We start from the raw sequence: 18,697 nt of genomic DNA, 5'->3' as shown, positions 1-18,697 counted from the left end.
GGACTCTCCGGGCCGGCGCCGGGAGGGACCCGGTGACGGCACTGGGGGAGATCCGTGCTGTCCGCTGTCCCGTCCGTCGTCCCGCCGGCCGCGCCGGAACGGCCGCCGCGCGCCCGCCGCCGGTTCGCGCTCCCGAGCCTGCTGGTGGCGGGCTTCGTGGCCCAGGTGCTGGTGAGGCTGTGGCTGTCGCGCTATCACGCCGGGCCGGTGGCGAACCCGGACGAGACCGGCTATCTCGCCGGGGCGCGCTGGCTGGCGGGCGGGCCCGCCGCCGACTTCAGCGGCACCACGTTCTACCGGGGCGGCTACCCGCTGCTGCTGGCGCCGATCCACTGGCTGACCTCCGACCCCGCCACCGTCTACCGGCTGGTGGTCGTGGCCGGGTCGATGGCCGCCGCCACGGCGTTCCCGCTGGCGTACCTGCTGCTGCGGCGGTTCGGGATCGGCCGGCGGGGCGCGTCGGCGCTGGGGTTCGCCGCCGCGCTCGCGCCGCCGGGGCTGCTGTTCTCGGGGCTGGCGCTGGCCGACGCGATCCTGCCCAGCATCGTGCTCGCCTGGCTGCTCGCCGTGCACGACCTGGTCAGGCGCGGTCCCGGCCGGGCGGGGGCATGGCCGGGAGCACGGGCAGGGGTGCTCGCGGGCGCGCTCGCCGCGTACGCCACGGCGGTGCACCTGCGCGGCACGGTCGTCCTGGCCGTCCTCGTCGTGCTCATGGCCGGGCTGGTGCTCGCCCGCCGCGGGTACGGGAGCGCCGTGCTCCCCGGGGCGCTGGTGGCCGCGGCGGTGGCGGCGGCCGGGTGGGCGCTCAACGCGGCGGTGTCCGCGGCCCTCTACCCGCGCGGGCCCCGCGACCTCACCGCGCTGCTGGTCTCCCGGCTCACCACGCCGGACGGGCAGGCGTGGGCGCTGTCCGGGGCGGCCGGGCAGCTCTGGTACCTGATCGCCGGCACCTGGGGGCTCGCGGGCGTCGGCCTGGCCGGGGCCGCCGTCGTCGCCGTGCGGCGCGGGCCGCTCGCGCGCCGGGTGACGGCCGCCGCGCTGCTGGCCGTGACGCTCGGCATCGCCTACGCCTCCTCGGCCGCGCTGCCCGACGAGCACCGGGTCGGCAACTACGCCTACGGCCGCTACCTGTCGTGCGTGGCGGTCGCCTGGATGCTGGCCGGGCTGCTCGTGCTGGTGCGCGCCCGGCGGGCGGCGGCGCTGCGGCACGTGGCCGCCTCGGCCGCGCTGCTGGCCGCCACCGGGGGCGTCGCCGCCTGGTACGCGGGGGACCGGCTGCGCCGCTACGCGTACATCGCCTTCGACTTCCCCGAGACGGCCTTCCTCAGTGGCGTACGCGACGCGCTCGACCTGGTCGCGACGTCCCGGGCGGCGCTGATCCTGCTGGCCTGCCTGGCGGCCGCCTGCCTGTTCGCCCGCCGCCGTACCCGGATCGTGGTGGCCACGGCGGTGCTGGCGGCGGTGCACGTGGCCTTCGCCGCCGACCTCGCCCCGAAGGCGCCGCCCGCCCCCGCCACCGGCTGGCTGCACGCGCCGCCGCCCGGCGGCGGGTTCGCGGTCGACACGCGGGTCCACTGGGGGATCTGGGTGCCGCTCACCCACCGCGTGTGGTGGACGGCCCTGGACCTGTACGACGGCCGCAAGCAGGGGCCGCCGCCGGGCGCCTGCAGCGCGCTCGTGCCCGAGGACGCCGGGCCGCCGCCCGCCGGGTGGGTCGCCACCGGCGAGGGCGGAAAGGGACACGGGTGGACGGCCTGGCGCGACCCGGCGTGCCCCGCGTCACCCAGGAGGTGACTCAGGCGGACATCCTCCCGGGACGGGCGCCGCCCGGATCGGCCGGGTCCCAGTGGGCCAGGCCGCGCACGGCGACGCCGGCGGCCATGGCCATCACCTCCCACACCTGATCGCCGACGTCGCCCCTGTTCAGGCTCGCCATCGTGGCGAGCTTGACCGCGCCCACCAGCGAGCCGACGACGGCCGCCGCCTCCACCAGGTCGAGCTCGCCGGCGTACGCCTCGTGCACCGCCTCGGCGAGCCGCAACTGGCTGTCGAACAGCAGGCGCAGGCCCCGCGCCTGGAGCGCCGGCACGCTCATGATGAGGTCCATGCGCCCCTTGGCCTCGTCCAGGACGTGGCTCGCACCGCCGACCGCGGAGTCCATGCCGTGCTGGAGCACCCGCGTCAGCAGCTCGGCCACCGGCTCGCCCGGCCGCCGGTCGGCGACGCGGGCCAGCAGCTCCTCCAGCCGCGCGGCCGAGTCGTAGAAGACCACGTCCTCCTTGCTGGCGAAGTAGCCGAAGAACGTGCGCGTCGACACGTCGGCCGCGGCCGCGATCTCCGCGATGGTCGTCTCCTCGTAGCCCTTCTCGGTGAACATCCGGATCGCGGCGTCGGCCAGCGCCCGGCGTGTGCGCTGCTTCTTGCGCTCCCGCAGTCCTGACATGTGCGAACTGTACTGCATGCGAGTTCGTTTTTCACCTGTTGCAAATTTGCATCCGATGAGCTTTTCTGGAGATCGAGGCGAGAGGAGCCCATCAGATGACCGATCTGACCATGACCACCCGGCGCGAACGCCCCTTCGACCCGCCGGACACCTTCACGCGCATCCGGCAGCAGGGCGCGGTCCACCGGATGACGTACGCCGACGGCCACGAGGGCTGGCTGATCACCGGCTACGACGAGGCCCGCGCCGTGCTGGCCGACCCGCGCTTCAGCAACCGGCCCGAGCTCATGCACCCGCCGATCGCCCGGCCCGGCTTCAATCCGGAGGACGTCGGCCGGTTCAGCGTCCCGCCCGGCTTCTTCCTGCGCATGGACCAGCCCGAGCACACCCGCTACCGCAAGCTCCTCACCGGCCAGTTCACGGTCCGCCGGATGAAACTGCTCGAACCGCGCGTCCAGGAGATCGCCGAGTCCTGCCTGGACGCCATGGAGGCCGGCCCACGCCCCGCCGACCTGGTCGAGGCGTTCGCGCTGCCGATCCCGTCCCTGGTCATCTGCGAGCTGCTGGGCGTGCCGTACGAGGACCGCGAGCAGTTCCAGGACGACTCCCGCATCCTGGTCAACCTGGAGACCAAGGCCGACGACGCGCTCGCCGCGCTCGGCCGGATCTCCGCGTACCTGAGCGGCCTCATCGGGCGCAAGCGCGCGCACCCCGAGGACGACCTGCTCAGCGGCCTGGCCGTGGGCGGCGAGCTGGACGACGCCGAGCTCACCGGCGTCGCGATCCTGCTGCTGATCGCCGGGCACGAGACCACCGCCAACATGCTCGGCCTCGGCACCTACGCCCTGCTCACCAACCCGGACCAGCTCGCCGCCATGCGCGACGACCCGTCGGTGGTCGACAACGGCGTCGAGGAACTGCTGCGCTACCTCAGCATCATCCACCTGGGCCCGATCCGGGCGGCGCTGGAGGACGTCGAGATCGGCGGGCGGCTCATCGCCAAGGGCGACGCCGTCACCCTCCACCTGCCGGTCGTCAATCGCGACCCCGGCCGCTTCCCCGGCGCCGACACCCTCGACGTCACCAGGCCCGCGGGCGGCCACCTGGCCTTCGGCCACGGCATCCACCAGTGCCTCGGCCAGCAGCTCGCCCGCATCGAGATGCGCATCGGCTACGCGGCCCTGCTGCGCCGCTTCCCCGGTCTGCGCCTGGCCGTGGAGCCGCACGAGGTGCCCATGCGCATGGACATGAGCATCTACGGTGTGCACCGGCTGCCCGTCACCTGGTAGGTCTAGAACATGGAGATCAAAGCCGACACCACGGTCTGCATCGGGGCGGGCATGTGCGCGCTCACCGCGCCCCAGGTGTTCGACCAGAGCGAAGACGACGGCACGGTCATGCTGCTGAAGCCCGAGCCGCCCGCCGACCAGGAGGACGCGGTCCGCCGGGCCGTGACCCTCTGCCCGTCAGGGGCGATCGCGATCGCCTGACGCCGGTGGCCGCCCGTCCTCCACGGGCCGGCGGCCACCGGCGTCACTGACGGCCGGGACGACCTCGTACACGCGGGTCGTCCCGTACACGTCGCCGGGCCGCCCGCCGCGGCGCGTCACCGTGCGCACGTGGCGGAAACGCCCGGTCCCGAGCAGGTACGCCTCCTCGACCGGGTTGAAGTAGATCACCGTGATCGGGCGGGGCCGCCGGTCGGCCGAGGCGATCAGGCCGTCCATCGTGGCCGCGAAGATCTCGCCCCTGAACGGGTTGTTCAGGAACACCACCGTGGCGTCGTCCGGGATGACGTAGTCCAGCACGTCGGAGTTGACGAACTCGACGCCGCCCGCGCGCAGGCGCAGCCGGGTGCCGGCCAGGTTGGCCCGCGCCACCTCGGTCAGCTCCGCCGACAGCTCCACGCCGATCACCCGCCTGAACGGGTAGCGGCTGGCCGCCTCCAGCGCCATCCGGCCCTTGCCCGCGCCCAGGTCAACGAACACGTCGCCGCCGCCCACGTGGCCCCGGGGCAGCGCGCGCCGCAGCGTGCCCCAGTGGGCGGGGGAGTAGTAGACCCGTTCCGGATGGTCGAGCCCGAAATCCGACAGATCGGCGAAATCAGCCGTGCTGACGCCGAACCGCCGGTCGTACAGCAGCCGCGACAGCCGGTTGCGCACCGAGCGCAGGCTCAGCGGGCCGCCCAGGTGCATCACGTCCTCGCCGAGCTGCAGGCCCGCGTCGAAGGCGAACGCGGCGGGCGCGCCGATCGCCACCGCGCCGATCAGCAGCGGCACCCGCCCCCGCACCGCCCCGGTGAACCTGGCCAGCGAGCTCGTGTCGTACGCGACGGTCATGGAGCCTCTCCTCGGGGGGTGTGAAGTCGGGGCGGATGGCACGTTCCCGGGCGTACGCGCTCCCGGACGTCAGGAGCCGGTCGCGAGCTCCCGGTTCACCCGGGCGGCCACGAGGTGCGCGCGCCGGCCGATCAGCGCCAGCCCGCCCACCAGCAGCAGCGCCTGCGCCAGGGCGAACGCCATCCCGGCCGGCTCCGGCAGGTCCAGCGCCGCCTCGGCGGCCACGGCGGCGGCCAGCACCCCCGCCATGACCAGCGCCAGCCCGCGCATCGGCCCCCGCGCCCAGGCGTGCGCCGCGTCCCACGCCTCACGCGAGGCCAGCGTCTCCCGCGTGCGCAGCCCGGCCAGGCCGTTACGGGAGTCGGCCGCGCCGGACTCGTCGTGGAACGGGACCAGCAGCAAGGCGAGAGCCGGAAGGGTCAGGATCGCGGTCATCAGAACGGGGCCCATGCCGGTCATGCTAGCCAGGGCCGGGACGGGCGTCAGGCCTCCCCCAGGCGACGGTTCGGCGGCTCTTGGGACACGCTGATCGAACCTGTGTTCGTGGAACAGGTTGACACCGAGCGTGATCGAAATTATGTTCGACCTAGTGGCGTGAGGCTCGCGGCTCACGTCGTCGGACCTGGTCGTGGGTGCCGCTTCCCCCAAGCGGCACCCGCGGCCAGGCTCCACGGGCGAAGGGCGCGTCCTCGTCGTCGGCGGAGACGAGTGGGCGCGTCCTGGCCGGACGGGGAGAGGGGAAGCTCCTCGTCCGGCCGGCCCGGCGGAAATGTCGGTGCGGTCTGCGATTGTTGACCTCACCGGCTGGACGCCGGGGAGTCGCCCCACGACTCGAAGGAGGCGCGCAAGATGGCACCACGGCACAGAGACACGCCCGGGCCCCGGCTGTCGCCTGCGGTTCGGGCACACCTGACCGACTCCCGTTCCTGCCTGGCGGAGGCAGCCGCCGCCCGCACCCCGGCCTCGCGCTACGTGTCGGCCCACCTCGCGGCCCTGCGCGCGGCAGCGGCGATCCTCGCCGCCCGCCCCCGGCCCATGGAAGGCCGCCGCCGTCGCCTGCGCAGCGCCTGGGAGCTGCTGCCCGAGGCCGAGCCCCAGCTCGCCGAGTGGGCCGCCTACTTCTCGGTGAGCGCCGCCAAGCGCGCCGCCGCCGAGGCGGGCATGGTCCGCGGCGTCAGCGCCGCCGACGCCGACGAGCTGCTGGCCGAGGCCGACACGTTCGTCTCGACGGTGGAGGACCTCCTGGGCGTCCCCGCCCAGCCCCAGCTCCCCGCCGCCGTCCCCCTCGCGGGCTGACACCCTCCCGCTTCGGGCGCGGGTGTCACCCGAGGTGGACCCGCACGTCCGCCACGTGAGGGTGCCGCCGCCCGGCCTCACGCCCGTGGCGTGACGCCTGCGGCCGGTCCGCCCGCCGTGGCGGCGCTCCGGGCTGCCCCGGCGCGGCAGCCCCCGCTCGGCGTACGCGCACGCCCCCGACGGCCCACCCCCGATTCCGACGCGCCGCCCTCACGCGCCTCCCGAGACCGCGGACGGTCGAACCGCGCGGCTGGGAGCCGGTTGGGCCCGCGCAGGCAGGCGCCCCCAGCTCCCAGGAAGGCCGCCGCCACCCCGGCCCGGCTTTCGAGCACGGCCCCGGTCCAGTCTTCCCGGGCGCGGCCCCGGTCGGGTCCTCAGAGCGCGCCCCCGGTCCCGTCTTCCGGGCGCGGTCACGGCAGGTCTTCCCGGGCGCTGCCACGGCCGGGTCTTCCGGGCGTGGCCAGGCAGGCCTTCCGTGGCGTGGCCCGGGGCAGGACCCGCGCGGCCCCGGCCTGGTCTTCCCGGGTGCGGCCCCCGCTGGGCCCTACGCGCGGTCCGTCCCCTTCGGGCGCGTTGCGCCCGCCCGGCCTTCCAGGGGCGGTCCCAATCGGCAGGAGCGGGCCCAGTCCCTCAAGAAGGCGGCCCCAGCGCCCGGGAAGGCGGTTTCCGCGCCCCAGGAGGGCGCTTGTGGCCCCTTGGGGCACCTTGGGTGGGTTCGTCGCTTGTAGAGCGTTCTCCGGCCCTTAGGGAACGCTCCCACGCGCCCGCAGGGGCGTTCCCGGGCCCCGAAGAAAGGGGCGGGGTGGGTTGGGAAGCGGCAGGCGGCGGGAGAGGGCGGGAATGGTGACCAGATTGACGTGCTTTGTTGGGTTTGTCCTAAAACGGTCAACATGCCAGTAAATGAGCATGAAAAAGGGGCGCTCCGTGGGTCTCGGGCGCCCCTGGGGGAGTCGGTCGCGGGTCAGAAGGACTCGACGGCGCGCCGGGCCTCGGCGTCGAGGACGCCCCAGCTGATGAGCTCCTCCGTCAGCTCACTCGGCGACTTGTCGTAGATGACCGCAAGGGAGCGCAGGTCCTCCTGGCGGATCGACAGGACCTTGCCGTTGTAGTCGCCACGCTGGCTCTGGATGGTGGCGGCGTAGCGGGCCAGGGCGCCGGCCTTCTCCTTGGGCAGGGTGGCAAGCCGCTCCAGGTCGATGACAAGCTTGGGCGTCGGCCCGAGCGGGCTCGGCGCGGCGCCGCCCGGCAGCAGCTCCGAGACGGGCACCCCGTAGAAGTCGGCAAGCTCGGCAAGCTTCTGCACGGTGACGGCGCGGTCGCCGCGCTCGTACGAGCCCACGACCACGGCTTTCCACCTGCCGCGCGACTTCTCTTCGACTCCGTGCAGGGACAGGCCCTGCTGGGTGCGGATGGCGCGGAGTCGTGCACCCAGCGACTTTGCGTACTCAGACGGCATTGTGTGGCCCCCCGGCTCTCGTATCTATAGCTCTCAGTAGATTGTGCTCCCTTGCGGCGAATGCCTGAGCCACCGGGGGTACGGTGCCGGGTCCGGCGCCATGGGTGGCCGTGGCCCCCGGGCTGCCCCCGGGAACGCCGCGCGGTGTTGGTTACGCTCAGTGACGGTAAAGGGGTGGACGCCTAAGGTCAAGCTGATTGGAAAAAAGATGCCGAATCCGATCCGGTATGGAACGCCACTTAAGCCCCTCATGTCCCGGTGGTAACACTACTTCGTCATAGTTTGCCGAGTAACACGGCCGGTTTCGGCACCCGGGGCGAAAGCGGATCAGGGCTGACGGGTCAGGATCATGACCGGCCTGGTCGCCGCCCGTACGATCTTGATGCTGGTGTCGCCGAGGAACACCCGCCTGAGCGGCCCCGAGTCGCTGGAGGCGCAGATGACCAGCTCGCCGGGCAGCCACGTGCCCGCGCGCATGGCCTGGGCGACGTTACGGCCCTCCAGGATCTCCACCTCCACCTGGGTGCGCCGCCGGTGGCCCCGGGCGGCCGACTTCAGGTCGGCGGCGGCCTGGTCGCGCAGCCGGGCCAGCATCTCCTCCTCGGCCCTGGCCGGGCGGCCGCTCCTGAGCACCAGCGTGACGAGGCGCAGCGGCAGGTCCAGCCCGGCGGCGATGGCGGCGGCGCGCTTGACGGCGGCGTCCGCGCCGGGGCCGCGCCGGTAGGCGACGGTGAGGCGCTCCAGCGCGGCGGGCGGCTGGTCGGCGTAGCCGCGCGGGGCCAGCAGCACCGGCACCGGCGAGGCGTGCAGGAGCTGGTCGGCGGTGCTGCCGAGGGCGATGCGGTCCTTGCCGCCGCCGGGCGCCGACCCGATGACGACCACGTCCGCCGAGCGCTTGCGCGCCAGCTCCACCAGCCCGCGCCCGCTGCCCTTGTGCGTGTAGGCGAGGTAGGCGGCCTCCTCGCCGATCTCCTTGCCGGCCAGCTCGCCGGTCAGCTCGCGCGCCTGGTCGAGGGTGGCGGCGGCCTGCTCGTCGAGGTAGGCGGCCCACGCCCCGGCGTCGGCCCGCGCCGGTCCCGGCGGACCCCAGGCGGGCGGCTTGACGGCGGCGACCGTCAGCCGCGCGCCGGTCTGCCGGGCCAGCAGCACGGCCAGCGTCAGCCCGTCGCGGCCGCGGGCCTCCGGGATGAATCCGGTCAGCACGTTCTCGAACCGCATCAGCGCACCTCGGCGTTCAACCGCGAGTGGCGGTAGCCGTACAGGAAGTAACAGACGAGCCCGGCCAGCATCCACAGGCCGAACGCCGCCCAGGTGACCCCGGCCAGGCCGGCCATCACCAGGACGCACAGGATGACGCCGAGCACCGGCGTGAGGGGGAACAGCGGGGCGCGGAAGCTGCGCGGCAGGTCGGGGCGCCGGTAGCGGAGCACGAGCACACCGGCGTTGACGATGGCGAAGGCGAACAGCGTGCCGATGCTGGTGGCCTCGGCGAGCTGGCCGAGCGGGACGAGCCCGGCCAGCACCGCGATGAACAGCGTGACGATGAGCGTGTTGGCGACCGGCACCTGGCGGCGCGGGTTGACCCGCTGGAAGATCCGCGGCACGAGCCCGTCGCGGGACATGGCGAACAGGATGCGCGTCTGGCCGTACATGACGGTCAGGACGACGCTGGCGATCGCGATCACCGCGCCGAACGAGACGACGAGCCCCGCCCACGTGGAGCCGGTGGCCAGGTCGGCGATGAGCGCCAGGCTGGCCTCGGTGCTCTCGGGGTCGAAGTCCGTCCACGGCATGGCGCCGATGGCGGCCAGCGCGACGAGCACGTACAGCAGGGTGACGACGGCCAGTGACAGCACGATGGCCAGCGGCAGGTCGCGTTTGGGGTTCTTGGCCTCCTCGCCCGCGGTGGAGGCGGCGTCGAAGCCGATGTAGGAGAAGAACACCTGCGACGCGGCGGCCGTCACCCCGGCGACGCCCATCGGCGCGAACGGGGCGAAGTTGCCCGCCTGGAAGCCGGTGAACGCCACCACGCAGAAGAACACCAGTACGGCGATCTTGATGAGCACGAACACGCTGTTGGCCGTGGCGCTCTCGGAGGAGCCGCGCAGCAGCACCCAGGTGGCCAGCAGCACGATGAGGATCGCGGTGACGTTGACCACGCCGCCGTCCTGGCCGGGCGAGCGGGTGACGGCGTCGGGCAGAGTCCAGCCGGTCAGGCCGTACAGGAACGCGTTGAGGTACTCGCCCCAGCCGACGGCGACGGCGGCGACGGAGACGGCGTACTCCAGCATGAGGCACCAGCCGCACACCCAGGCCACGAGCTCGCCCATGGTCGCGTACGCGTAGGAGTAGGACGAGCCGGACACCGGGATGGTCCCGGCGAGCTCGGCGTACGACAGCGCGGAGAACAGGGCGGTGATCGCCGCCAGCACGAACGCCAGCACCACCGCCGGTCCGGCCTTGGGCACGGCCTGGCCGAGGATGACGAAGATGCCGGTGCCCAGGGTGGCGCCCACGCTGAAGAGCGTGAGCTGCCACAGCGACATGGTGCGGCGCAGCTCGCCGCCCTCGCCCCGGCCGCCCTCGGCGACGATGCGCTCGGCCGGCTTGGTGCGCAGCAGGCCGCGGATCAGTGACACGGCGGGCCCTCAGATGCCGTCGCGTTCGAGCGGGCAGCTCATGCAGCGCGGCCCGCCCCGGCCCCGGCCGAGCTCGCTGCCCCGGATGGTGATGACCTCGATGCCGTTGTCGCGCAGGTAGTTGTTGGTCGTGGTGTTGCGCTCGTAGGCGATGACGACGCCCGGCTCGACGGCCAGGCCGTTGCAGCCGTCGTCCCACTGCTCGCGCTCGGCGGCGGAGACGTCCTGCGTCGGTGTCAGCACGGTGATCTCCGGCAGGTCCAGCGCGTGCGCGATGGCGGCGTGCATGTCCTGCGGCGGATGGTCGGTGACCAGCAGCTCCTTGTCGTTGCGGCCGGGCTCGATCGTGTAGGCGGGCAGCATGCCGAGCCCGGCGTACTTGGTGAACACGCCCTCGTCCAGCATCGTCATGACGGTGTCGAGGTGCATGAACGCGCGGGCCTTCGGCATGTTGAGCGCCACGATGCGGCGCGCCGAGCCGGCCCTGAAGAGGTTGCGGGCCAGCATCTCCACGGCCTGCGGCTGGGTGCGCTCGCTCATCCCGACGAGCACCGCGCCGCGCCCGATGACGAGCACGTCGCCGCCCTCCAGCGTGGCCGGCGCCACCGCGTGCCCCGGCATCCACACGTGGTAGCCGCCCGGCCCCGGCCGGTCGAAGCCGCCGGCGAACATCGGGTGGAACTGGTAGATCGCCTCCATGTTCACCGTCTCGCGCATCCGCGCCTTTTTCTTCATGGCGTTGATGGACACGCCGTCGTACACCCAGCAGGAGGTGTCGCGGGTGAACAGGTGGTTGGGCAGCGGCGGCAGGATGAAGTCGTCGCGGCCGAGCGTGTGGAAGGCCACCGACCGCGGCTCGCAGCCCAGCGCGGCCAGCTCGCCGCGGGTGATGCCGCCGGTCAGGTACGTGGACAGCGTGCCGGCGTCCATGGCGTCGAGCGCGTTGCGGATGTCGTCGACCGCCACGGGGCCCAGCCACCGCTCGTCCACGACCGCGTCCAGGATGTGCTTGCGCGCCTCGGGGATCTCCACCGTCTCGCCGAGCAGGTCCGACAGCAGGTGCACGACGACGCCCCGGCCGCGCAGCACCTGCTCGAACTCGCGGTGCTCCTCGACCGCCCGCTGCACCCACAGCACGTCGTCGAAGAGGAAGGCGTCCTTGTTGGACGGCGTCAGCCTCTTCAGCGACAGCTCCGGCCGGTGCAACAGGACCTGGTGGAGCCGGCCCACCTCCGAATCGACGTGAAATGTCATTTTCCCTCTATCCCCGGAAACCCCCTGTGTGACCCATCACCTGACGCCTACCCCGCCGTTGCCGCTGGTAGCCGCCTGGTACTGTGTGTGCCGACCAGCATCCTTTAAGACCCGTCCTGTGAGGCGGGAAAGGTGGTGAATCCCTCATGTCCGAATCCAGGGCCGTGCTCGAAGGCCCGGACATCCATCGGGCGCTCACGCGCATCGCGCACGAGATCCTCGAACGAACCAAGGGCGCCGACGAAGTCGTCCTCCTCGGCATCCCGACCCGCGGCGCCACGCTGGCCCGCCGGCTCGGTGACCGCATCGAGCAGTTCGAGGGGCTGAAGATCCCCGTCGGCTCGATCGACATCACCATGTACCGCGACGACCTGCGCCGCGGCCCCGTCCGCCCGCTCGGCCGCACCGAGGTGCCCGCCGACGGCATCGACGGCCGGACCGTCGTCCTCGTCGACGACGTCCTCTACTCCGGCCGCACCGTCCGTGCCGCCCTCGACGCGCTCAACGACCTGGGCCGGCCGACCGCCGTCCAGCTCGCCACGCTCGTCGACCGCGGCCACCGCGAGCTGCCGATCCGCGCCGACTACGTCGGCAAGAACCTGCCCACGGCCAAGAGCGAGAAGGTCAAGGTCTTCCTGCAGGAGATCGACGGGCGCGACGCGGTCCTGCTCATGAAGGAGGACGCCAGATGAACCGTCATCTCATCTCCGCCGGCGACCTCACCCGCGACGACGCGCTGCTCATCCTCGACACCGCCGAGGAGCTGGCGAGAGTCTCGGAACGTTCCATCAAGAAGCTGCCCACGCTGCGCGGGCGCACGGTGGTCAACCTGTTCTTCGAGGACTCCACCCGCACCAGGATCTCGTTCGAGGCGGCGGCCAAGCGGCTGTCCGCGGACGTGATCAACTTCTCGGCGAAGGGGTCGAGCGTCTCCAAGGGCGAGTCGCTCAAGGACACCGCGCTGACGCTGGAGGCGATGGGCGCCGACGCCGTCGTCATCCGGCACGGCTCGTCCGGCGCGCCGCACCGGCTGGCCAACTGGGTGCACGGCAGCGTGGTCAACGCCGGCGACGGCACCCACGAGCACCCCACCCAGGCGCTGCTCGACGCCTTCTCGATGCGCCGCCGCCTCGGCTCGCTCGACGGGCGCCGCATCACGATCGTCGGCGACGTGCTGCACAGCCGGGTCGCCCGCTCCAACGTGCTGCTGCTGCACACGCTCGGCGCCGAGGTCACGCTGGTGGCCCCGCCGACGCTGCTGCCGGTCTCGGTCGACACCTGGCCGTGCGCGGTCTCCTACGACCTCGACGGCGTGCTGCCCAAGTCCGACGCGGTGATGATGCTGCGCGTGCAGAAGGAGCGGATGAACGCCGCCTACTTCCCCAGCGAGCGCGAATACTCCCGGCGCTACGGCCTCGACCGTGACCGGTTCGCCAAGCTGCCGGAGGAGGCCATCGTCATGCACCCGGGTCCGATGAACCGGGGCATGGAGATCGCCGCCGAGGTGGCCGACTCGCCCCGCTCGACGATCGTCGAGCAGGTCGCCAACGGGGTGACCATCCGCATGGCCGTGCTGTACCTGCTCCTCGGGGGGGAGATCGCGTGATCATTCACAACGTCCGGATTCTCGGCGGCGAGCCGGTCGACATCCGCGTCGCCGACGGCGTCGTGGCCGAGGTCGGCACCGGCCTGACCGGCGGCGAGGTGATCGACGGACAGGGCGCCGTCGCGCTGCCCGGCCTCGTCGACCTGCACACCCACCTGCGCGAGCCGGGCCGCGAGGACGCCGAGACCGTGCTCACCGGCACCCAGTCGGCGGCCCGCGGCGGCTACACCGCCGTGCACGCGATGGCCAACACCTCGCCCGTCGCCGACACCGCCGGCGTCGTGGAGCAGGTCTGGCGGCTCGGCCGCGAGTACGGCCTGTGCGACGTGCACCCGGTCGGCGCCGTCACGGTCGGCCTCGACGGCCGCCAGCTCGCCGAGCTCGGCGCGATGGCCGACTCCGCCGCCCGCGTCCGCGTCTTCTCCGACGACGGCAAGTGCGTCAGCGACGCCGTGCTCATGCGCCGCGCGCTGGAGTACGTCAAGGCGTTCGACGGCGTCGTGGCCCAGCACGCCCAGGAGCCCCGGCTCACCGAGGGCGCCCAGATGAACGAGGGCGTCATCTCGGGCAGGCTCGGCCTGACCGGCTGGCCGGCGGTCGCCGAGGAGGCGATCATCGCGCGTGACTGCCTGCTGGCCGCGCACGTCGGCTCCCGCCTGCACGTCTGCCACGTCTCCACCGCCGGCTCGGTCGAGATCCTGCGCTGGGCCAAGTCCAAGGGCTGGAACATCACCGCCGAGGTGACCCCGCACCACCTGCTGCTGACCGACGACCTCGTCGAGGAGTCGCCGGCCGGCGCCTACAACCCCATCTACAAGGTCAACCCGCCGCTGCGCACCCGCGCCGACGTCGAGGCGCTGCGCGCGGCGCTGGCCGACGGCACCATCGACGTCGTGGCCACCGACCACGCCCCCCACCCGGTGGAGGACAAGGAGACCGAGTGGTCGGCCGCCGCCATGGGCATGGTCGGCCTGGAGACGGCGCTCAGCGTGGTGCAGGAGGCCATGATCGACACCGGCCTGCTCGACTGGGCGGGCGTCGCCGACCGCATGTCGGCCGCGCCCGCGCGCATCGGCCGCCTGGCGGGCCAGGGCCGCCCGATCGAGCCCGGCTCACCGGCCAACATCACCCTGTACGACCCGTCCGTCCGCACCGAGGTGGACCCCTCAGCGTTCGCGTCCAAGAGCCGCAACACCCCGTACGCGGGCATGACCCTGCCCGGCCGGGTCGTGGCGACGTTCCTGAGGGGCAAGCCCACCGTTCTCGAAGGGAAGCTGGCGTGACCAACGCGGTTCTCGTCCTGGAAGACGGCCGAGTCTTCCACGGAACTCCCTACGGCGCCGAAGGCGAGACCTTCGGCGAGATGGTCTTCAACACCGGCATGACCGGCTACCAGGAGACCCTGACCGACCCCTCCTACCACCGTCAGATCGTCGCGATGACGGCCCCGCACATCGGCAACACCGGCGTCAACGACGAGGACCCCGAGTCGGGCCGCGCCTGGGTCGCCGGCTACGTGGTGCGCGAGCCGTCCCGGGTGGTCTCCAACTGGCGGGCCACCCGCTCGCTCGGCGACTACCTCAAGGACCAGGGCGTCGTCGGCATCGCCATCCCCGGCACCCGGGCGCTCACCCGCCACCTGCGCGAGCGCGGCGCCATGCGGGCCGGCATCTTCTCCGCCCCGTCGGAGCCGGTCGAGGAGCTCGTCGAGCGCGTCCGGCAGTCGCCCCGCATGCAGGGCGCCGACCTGTCCGGCGAGGTCACCACGGCCGAGCCGTACGTGGTGCCGGCCGTCGGCGCGAAGCGGTTCACCGTCGCCGCCGTCGACCTGGGCATCAAGGGCATGACGCCGCAGCGGATGGCCGAGCGCGGCTGCGAGGTGCACGTGCTGCCCGCCGGAGCCACGTTCGAGCAGATCATGGCCGTCGAGCCCGACGGGGTGTTCCTGTCCAACGGGCCGGGCGACCCCGCCACCGTCGACGTCACCGCGCTGCGGCAGGTCCTGGAGGCCCGGGTGCCGTTCTTCGGCATCTGCTTCGGCAACCAGATCTTCGGCCGCGCCCTGGGCCTTTCCACCTACAAGCTGCGCTACGGCCACCGGGGCGTCAACCAGCCCGTCCAGGACGTGCGCACCGGCAAGGTGGAGATCTCCGCCCACAACCACGGCTTCGCCGTCGAGGCGCCGCTCGACGGCCCGTTCGACACCCCGTACGGGCCGGCCGAGGTCAGCCACGTCAACCTCAACGACCGCTGCGTGGAGGGGCTGCGCCTGCTCGACGGGCGCGCCTTCAGCGTGCAGTACCACCCCGAGGCCGCCGCCGGGCCGCACGACGCGGCCTACCTGTTCGACGAGTTCTGTGAGGTCATGCGTCGTGCCCAAGCGTGAGGACATCAGCTCCGTCCTGGTGATCGGCTCCGGTCCGATCGTCATCGGGCAGGCGTGCGAGTTCGACTACTCCGGCACCCAGGCGTGCCGCGTGCTGCGGGCCGAGGGCTTCCGGGTCATCCTGGTCAACAGCAACCCGGCGACGATCATGACGGACCCGGAGTTCGCCGATGCCACCTACGTCGAGCCCATCACCCCCGAGTTCGTCGAGAAGATCATCGCCAAGGAGCGGCCCGACGCGCTGCTGCCCACGCTCGGCGGCCAGACCGCGCTCAACACCGCGGTCGCGCTGCACGAGGCGGGCGTGCTGGAGCGCTACGACGTCGAGCTGATCGGCGCCGACTTCGACGCCATCCAGGCCGGCGAGAACCGCGAGAAGTTCAAGGAGATCGTCGCCAAGGTCGCCCGCGAGCACGGCCTCAACGCCGAGTCGGCCCGCTCGCTCATCTGCCACACGATGGACGAGGTGCTGGCCGCCGCCGGCGAGCTCGGCTACCCGCTGGTGGTGCGGCCGTCGTTCACGATGGGCGGCGTCGGCTCCGGCTTCGCCTACGACGAGGAGGGCCTGCGGCGCATCGCCGGGGCCGGGCTCGACGCCTCGCCGACCACCGAGGTACTCCTGGAGGAGTCCATCCTCGGCTGGAAGGAGTACGAGCTGGAGGTGATGCGCGACAAGGCCGACAACGTCGTCATCGTCTGCTCGATCGAGAACATCGACCCGATGGGCGTCCACACCGGCGACAGCGTCACCGTCGCGCCCGCGCTCACCCTGACCGACCGCGAATACCAGAACATGCGCGACGTGGCCATCGCGGTCATCCGCGAGGTCGGCGTCGACACCGGCGGCTGCAACATCCAGTTCGCGGTCGACCCGCGCTCCGGCCGCATGATCGTCATCGAGATGAACCCGCGCGTGTCGCGCTCGTCGGCGCTCGCCTCGAAGGCCACCGGCTTCCCGATCGCCAAGATCGCCGCCAAGCTGGCCATCGGCTACACGCTCGACGAGATCCCCAACGACATCACCAAGGAGACCCCGGCCTCCTTCGAGCCGACCCTCGACTACATCGTGGTCAAGGTGCCGCGCTTCGCCTTCGAGAAGTTCGCCGGCGCCGACCGCACGCTCACCACGCACATGAAGTCCGTGGGCGAGGCGATGGCCATCGGCCGCTCCTTCCCCGAGGCGCTGCAGAAGGCGCTGCGGTCGCTGGAGAAGAAGGACTCGTCCTTCACCTGGGCCGGCGAGGTGCGTCCCAAGGACGAGCTGCTGGAGGAGTGCCGCGTCCCGCACGACGGCCGGCTGCGCACCATGCAGCAGGCGATCAGGGCGGGCGCCACGCCCGAGGAGCTGTTCGAGGCGACCAGCGTCGACCCGTGGTTCCTCGACCAGCTCTTCCTGCTGGACGAGGAGGCCCGCGAGCTCGCCGCGGCCGACGACCTGACCGCCGAGACGCTCCAGCGGGCCAAGCGCCACGGCTTCAGCGACGCGCAGATCGGCGAGATCCGCGGCATCGACGAGGCCCGGGTCCGCGACCTGCGTCACGCGCTCGGCCTGCGGCCCGTCTACAACACCGTCGACACCTGCGCCGCCGAGTTCGCCGCCCGCACGCCCTACCTCTACTCGGCCTACGACGAGGAGAGCGAGGTCCCCTACGGCGAGCGCGAGAAGGTGATCATCCTCGGCTCCGGGCCCAACCGCATCGGGCAGGGCATCGAGTTCGACTACGCGTGCGTGCACGCCTCGTTCGAGCTGGCCAGGGCCGGGTTCGAGACCGTCATGGTCAACTGCAACCCGGAGACCGTCTCGACCGACTACGACACCTCCGACCGGCTCTACTTCGAGCCGCTCACGCTGGAGGACGTCCTGGAGGTCGTGCACGCCGAGCAGCAGACCGGCCCCGTCGCCGGCGTCATCGTGCAGCTCGGCGGCCAGACGCCGCTCGGCCTCGCGCAGGCGCTCAAGGACGCGGGCGTGCCCGTCGTCGGCACCTCGCCGGAGTCGATCCACCTGGCCGAGGAGCGCGGCGCGTTCGGCCGGGTGCTGGCCGAGGCCGGGCTGCCGGCGCCCAAGCACGGCACCGCCACCACGGTCGCCGAGGCGCTGGCCGTCGCCGAGGAGATCGGCTACCCGGTGCTCGTGCGGCCCTCGTACGTGCTCGGCGGCGCCGGCATGGCCATCGTCTACGACGACGAGACGCTCACCACCTACATGGCGGCCCAGGAGGGCGGCCACCCGGTGCTGGTCGACAAGTTCCTCGACGAGGCCATCGAGATCGACGTCGACGCCCTCTACGACGGCACCGAGCTCTACCTGGGCGGCGTCATGGAGCACATCGAGGAGGCCGGCATCCACTCCGGCGACTCGGCGTGCGCGCTGCCGCCCATCACGCTCGGCAGCCACGACATCAAGCGCATCCGCGCCGCCACCGAGGCCATCGCCGCCGGGGTGGGCGTGCGCGGCCTGCTCAACGTCCAGTACGCGATGTCGGCCGGCGTCCTGTACGTCCTGGAGGCCAACCCGCGCGCCAGCCGTACGGTGCCGTTCGTGTCCAAGGCGACCGCGGTGCCGCTGGCCAAGGCGGCGGCCCGGGTCATGCTCGGCGCCACGCTCGCCGAGCTGCGCGCCGAGGGCATGCTGCCGACCGGCGGCGACGGCGGCACGCTGCCGCTGGACGCCTCGATCGCGGTCAAGGAGGCGGTGCTGCCGTTCAACCGCTTCCGCGGCGTCGACATCGTGCTCGGGCCGGAGATGCGCTCGACGGGCGAGGTCATGGGCATCGACGCGTTCTTCGGCACGGCTTTCGCCAAGTCGCAGGCCGCGGCGTACGGTGAGCTTCCGACGAAGGGACGCGCGTTCGTATCCGTCGCCAACCGCGACAAGCGTGCGATGATCTTCCCGGTGAAGGCGCTCGCCGACCTCGGGTTCGAGATCCTCGCCACCGAGGGCACGGCCGAGGTGCTGCGCCGCAACGGCGTCCATGCCAAGATCGTGCGAAAGCACAGCGAGGGGACCGGTCCCGGAGGTGAGCCCACGATCGTGCAGTGCATCCTGGACGGCGAGATCGACCTGATCGTCAACACGCCGTTCGGCAGCCCCGGCCAGTCCGGGCCGCGTCTCGACGGCTACGAGATCCGCACCGCGGCGGTGCTGCGCGGCGTGCCGTGCATCACCACCGTCTCCGGGCTCGCCGCCGCCGCGGCGGGCATCCAGGCGATCGTGCGGGGCGACGTCGGCGTACGGTCCCTCCAGGAGCACGCGCAGGCACTACGGGGCTAGCTCC

General features: G+C 72.6%; 16 protein-coding genes. 9 read left to right on the top strand and 7 right to left on the bottom strand.

The genetic code is table 11. The features are described from left to right. Window positions 1-54: 54 nt before the first annotated feature. Window positions 55-1,794, top strand: a complete 1,740-nt coding sequence (locus AB0J53_RS15655; protein ID WP_364172365.1) for a hypothetical protein — start codon at window positions 55-57, stop codon at window positions 1,792-1,794. A gap of 1 nt (window position 1,795) precedes the next feature. On the opposite strand, the gene AB0J53_RS15650 is transcribed toward AB0J53_RS15655, so the two are convergent. After that, window positions 1,796-2,443 carry a TetR/AcrR family transcriptional regulator gene (locus AB0J53_RS15650; RefSeq protein WP_219507214.1) on the bottom strand — a complete coding sequence of 216 codons (648 nt, stop codon included), beginning with the start codon at window positions 2,441-2,443 and terminating at the stop codon, window positions 1,796-1,798. A 95-nt stretch (window positions 2,444-2,538) separates the two neighbouring features. Here AB0J53_RS15650 and AB0J53_RS15645 point away from each other — a divergent pair, with 95 nt between their 5' ends. Both AB0J53_RS15645 and AB0J53_RS15640 read left to right on the top strand, forming a co-directional pair. Further along, window positions 2,539-3,732: a cytochrome P450 gene (locus AB0J53_RS15645; protein WP_364172362.1), complete on the top strand. Its 1,194-nt coding sequence runs from the start codon at window positions 2,539-2,541 to the stop codon at window positions 3,730-3,732. A 9-nt stretch (window positions 3,733-3,741) separates the two neighbouring features. Next, window positions 3,742-3,933 carry a ferredoxin gene (locus AB0J53_RS15640; RefSeq protein ID WP_219507217.1) on the top strand — a complete coding sequence of 64 codons (192 nt, stop codon included), beginning with the start codon at window positions 3,742-3,744 and terminating at the stop codon, window positions 3,931-3,933. Here AB0J53_RS15640 and AB0J53_RS15635 read toward each other — a convergent pair. After that, window positions 3,910-4,782, bottom strand: a complete 873-nt coding sequence (locus AB0J53_RS15635) for a class I SAM-dependent methyltransferase (protein ID WP_364172360.1) — start codon at window positions 4,780-4,782, stop codon at window positions 3,910-3,912. The two genes, AB0J53_RS15640 and AB0J53_RS15635, sit on opposite strands and share 24 nt — an antisense overlap. Before the next feature lie 69 nt (window positions 4,783-4,851). After that, window positions 4,852-5,232, bottom strand: coding sequence for an SdpI family protein (locus tag AB0J53_RS15630; RefSeq protein ID WP_364172358.1), 381 nt, complete (start codon window positions 5,230-5,232; stop codon window positions 4,852-4,854). A 399-nt stretch (window positions 5,233-5,631) separates the two neighbouring features. Here AB0J53_RS15630 and AB0J53_RS15625 point away from each other — a divergent pair, with 399 nt between their 5' ends. Next, window positions 5,632-6,078, top strand: a complete 447-nt coding sequence (locus AB0J53_RS15625; protein WP_364172356.1) for an SAV_6107 family HEPN domain-containing protein — start codon at window positions 5,632-5,634, stop codon at window positions 6,076-6,078. Between the two features lie 961 nt (window positions 6,079-7,039). Here the strand turns inward: AB0J53_RS15625 and AB0J53_RS15620 are convergent. From AB0J53_RS15620 to AB0J53_RS15605, 4 genes are all read right to left on the bottom strand, one after another. Further along, window positions 7,040-7,534 (bottom strand): transcriptional regulator, encoded by a 495-nt coding sequence (locus AB0J53_RS15620; RefSeq protein ID WP_026214021.1) that lies wholly within the window; start codon window positions 7,532-7,534, stop codon window positions 7,040-7,042. A 327-nt stretch (window positions 7,535-7,861) separates the two neighbouring features. Beyond that, window positions 7,862-8,752: a universal stress protein gene (locus AB0J53_RS15615; RefSeq protein ID WP_364172354.1), complete on the bottom strand. Its 891-nt coding sequence runs from the start codon at window positions 8,750-8,752 to the stop codon at window positions 7,862-7,864. After that, a complete protein-coding gene (locus AB0J53_RS15610) occupies window positions 8,752-10,173 on the bottom strand; it encodes an amino acid permease (protein ID WP_364172352.1) in 1,422 nt (473 codons plus the stop codon). The genes AB0J53_RS15615 and AB0J53_RS15610 overlap by 1 nt, the downstream gene beginning before the upstream one ends. Before the next feature lie 9 nt (window positions 10,174-10,182). Then, window positions 10,183-11,427 (bottom strand): arginine deiminase, encoded by a 1,245-nt coding sequence (locus AB0J53_RS15605; protein ID WP_219507223.1) that lies wholly within the window; start codon window positions 11,425-11,427, stop codon window positions 10,183-10,185. 146 nt (window positions 11,428-11,573) lie between these two features. On the opposite strand from AB0J53_RS15605, the gene pyrR reads away from it, so the two are divergent. The 5 genes from pyrR to carB are packed head-to-tail and all read left to right on the top strand — an operon-like array spanning window position 11,574 to window position 18,693. Next, complete coding sequence (gene pyrR / locus AB0J53_RS15600) at window positions 11,574-12,119, top strand: bifunctional pyr operon transcriptional regulator/uracil phosphoribosyltransferase PyrR (RefSeq protein WP_219507225.1); 546 nt, start codon at window positions 11,574-11,576, stop codon at window positions 12,117-12,119. Then, entirely contained in the window at window positions 12,116-13,033 is a 918-nt protein-coding gene (locus AB0J53_RS15595) for an aspartate carbamoyltransferase catalytic subunit (protein ID WP_219507227.1), read from the top strand. The genes pyrR and AB0J53_RS15595 overlap by 4 nt, the downstream gene beginning before the upstream one ends. Continuing rightward, complete coding sequence (locus AB0J53_RS15590) at window positions 13,030-14,316, top strand: dihydroorotase (protein WP_364172349.1); 1,287 nt, start codon at window positions 13,030-13,032, stop codon at window positions 14,314-14,316. Before AB0J53_RS15595 ends, AB0J53_RS15590 begins: the two co-directional genes overlap by 4 nt. Then, on the top strand, window positions 14,313-15,419 hold the full coding sequence (gene carA, locus AB0J53_RS15585; RefSeq protein ID WP_219507230.1) for a glutamine-hydrolyzing carbamoyl-phosphate synthase small subunit: 1,107 nt from the start codon (window positions 14,313-14,315) through the stop codon (window positions 15,417-15,419). The genes AB0J53_RS15590 and carA overlap by 4 nt, the downstream gene beginning before the upstream one ends. Further along, complete coding sequence (gene carB / locus AB0J53_RS15580) at window positions 15,406-18,693, top strand: carbamoyl-phosphate synthase large subunit (RefSeq protein ID WP_364172347.1); 3,288 nt, start codon at window positions 15,406-15,408, stop codon at window positions 18,691-18,693. Before carA ends, carB begins: the two co-directional genes overlap by 14 nt. The last annotated feature ends 4 nt before the right edge of the window (window positions 18,694-18,697 follow it).

Origin of the sequence: Nonomuraea sp. NPDC049725, from assembly GCF_040674795.1 — a bacterium.
GTDB classification, from domain to species: domain Bacteria; phylum Actinomycetota; class Actinomycetes; order Streptosporangiales; family Streptosporangiaceae; genus Nonomuraea; species Nonomuraea ceibae.
This window is presented reverse-complemented; position numbering and strand designations above follow the sequence as displayed.

Excerpts from the sequence above, each read along its gene's own strand:
- AB0J53_RS15650 (WP_219507214.1), bottom strand. The coding sequence starts at position 2,443 with ATGTCAGGACTGCGGGAGCGCAAGAAGCAGCGCACACGCCGGGCGCTG.
- AB0J53_RS15625 (WP_364172356.1), top strand. The coding sequence starts at position 5,632 with ATGGCACCACGGCACAGAGACACGCCCGGGCCCCGGCTGTCGCCTGCG.
- AB0J53_RS15630 (WP_364172358.1), bottom strand. The coding sequence starts at position 5,232 with ATGGGCCCCGTTCTGATGACCGCGATCCTGACCCTTCCGGCTCTCGCC.
- AB0J53_RS15645 (WP_364172362.1), top strand. The coding sequence starts at position 2,539 with ATGACCGATCTGACCATGACCACCCGGCGCGAACGCCCCTTCGACCCG.
- AB0J53_RS15605 (WP_219507223.1), bottom strand. The coding sequence starts at position 11,427 with ATGACATTTCACGTCGATTCGGAGGTGGGCCGGCTCCACCAGGTCCTG.
- AB0J53_RS15620 (WP_026214021.1), bottom strand. The coding sequence starts at position 7,534 with ATGCCGTCTGAGTACGCAAAGTCGCTGGGTGCACGACTCCGCGCCATC.
- AB0J53_RS15640 (WP_219507217.1), top strand. The coding sequence starts at position 3,742 with ATGGAGATCAAAGCCGACACCACGGTCTGCATCGGGGCGGGCATGTGC.
- AB0J53_RS15635 (WP_364172360.1), bottom strand. The coding sequence starts at position 4,782 with ATGACCGTCGCGTACGACACGAGCTCGCTGGCCAGGTTCACCGGGGCG.
- AB0J53_RS15615 (WP_364172354.1), bottom strand. The coding sequence starts at position 8,752 with ATGCGGTTCGAGAACGTGCTGACCGGATTCATCCCGGAGGCCCGCGGC.
- AB0J53_RS15595 (WP_219507227.1), top strand. The coding sequence starts at position 12,116 with ATGAACCGTCATCTCATCTCCGCCGGCGACCTCACCCGCGACGACGCG.
- pyrR (WP_219507225.1), top strand. The coding sequence starts at position 11,574 with ATGTCCGAATCCAGGGCCGTGCTCGAAGGCCCGGACATCCATCGGGCG.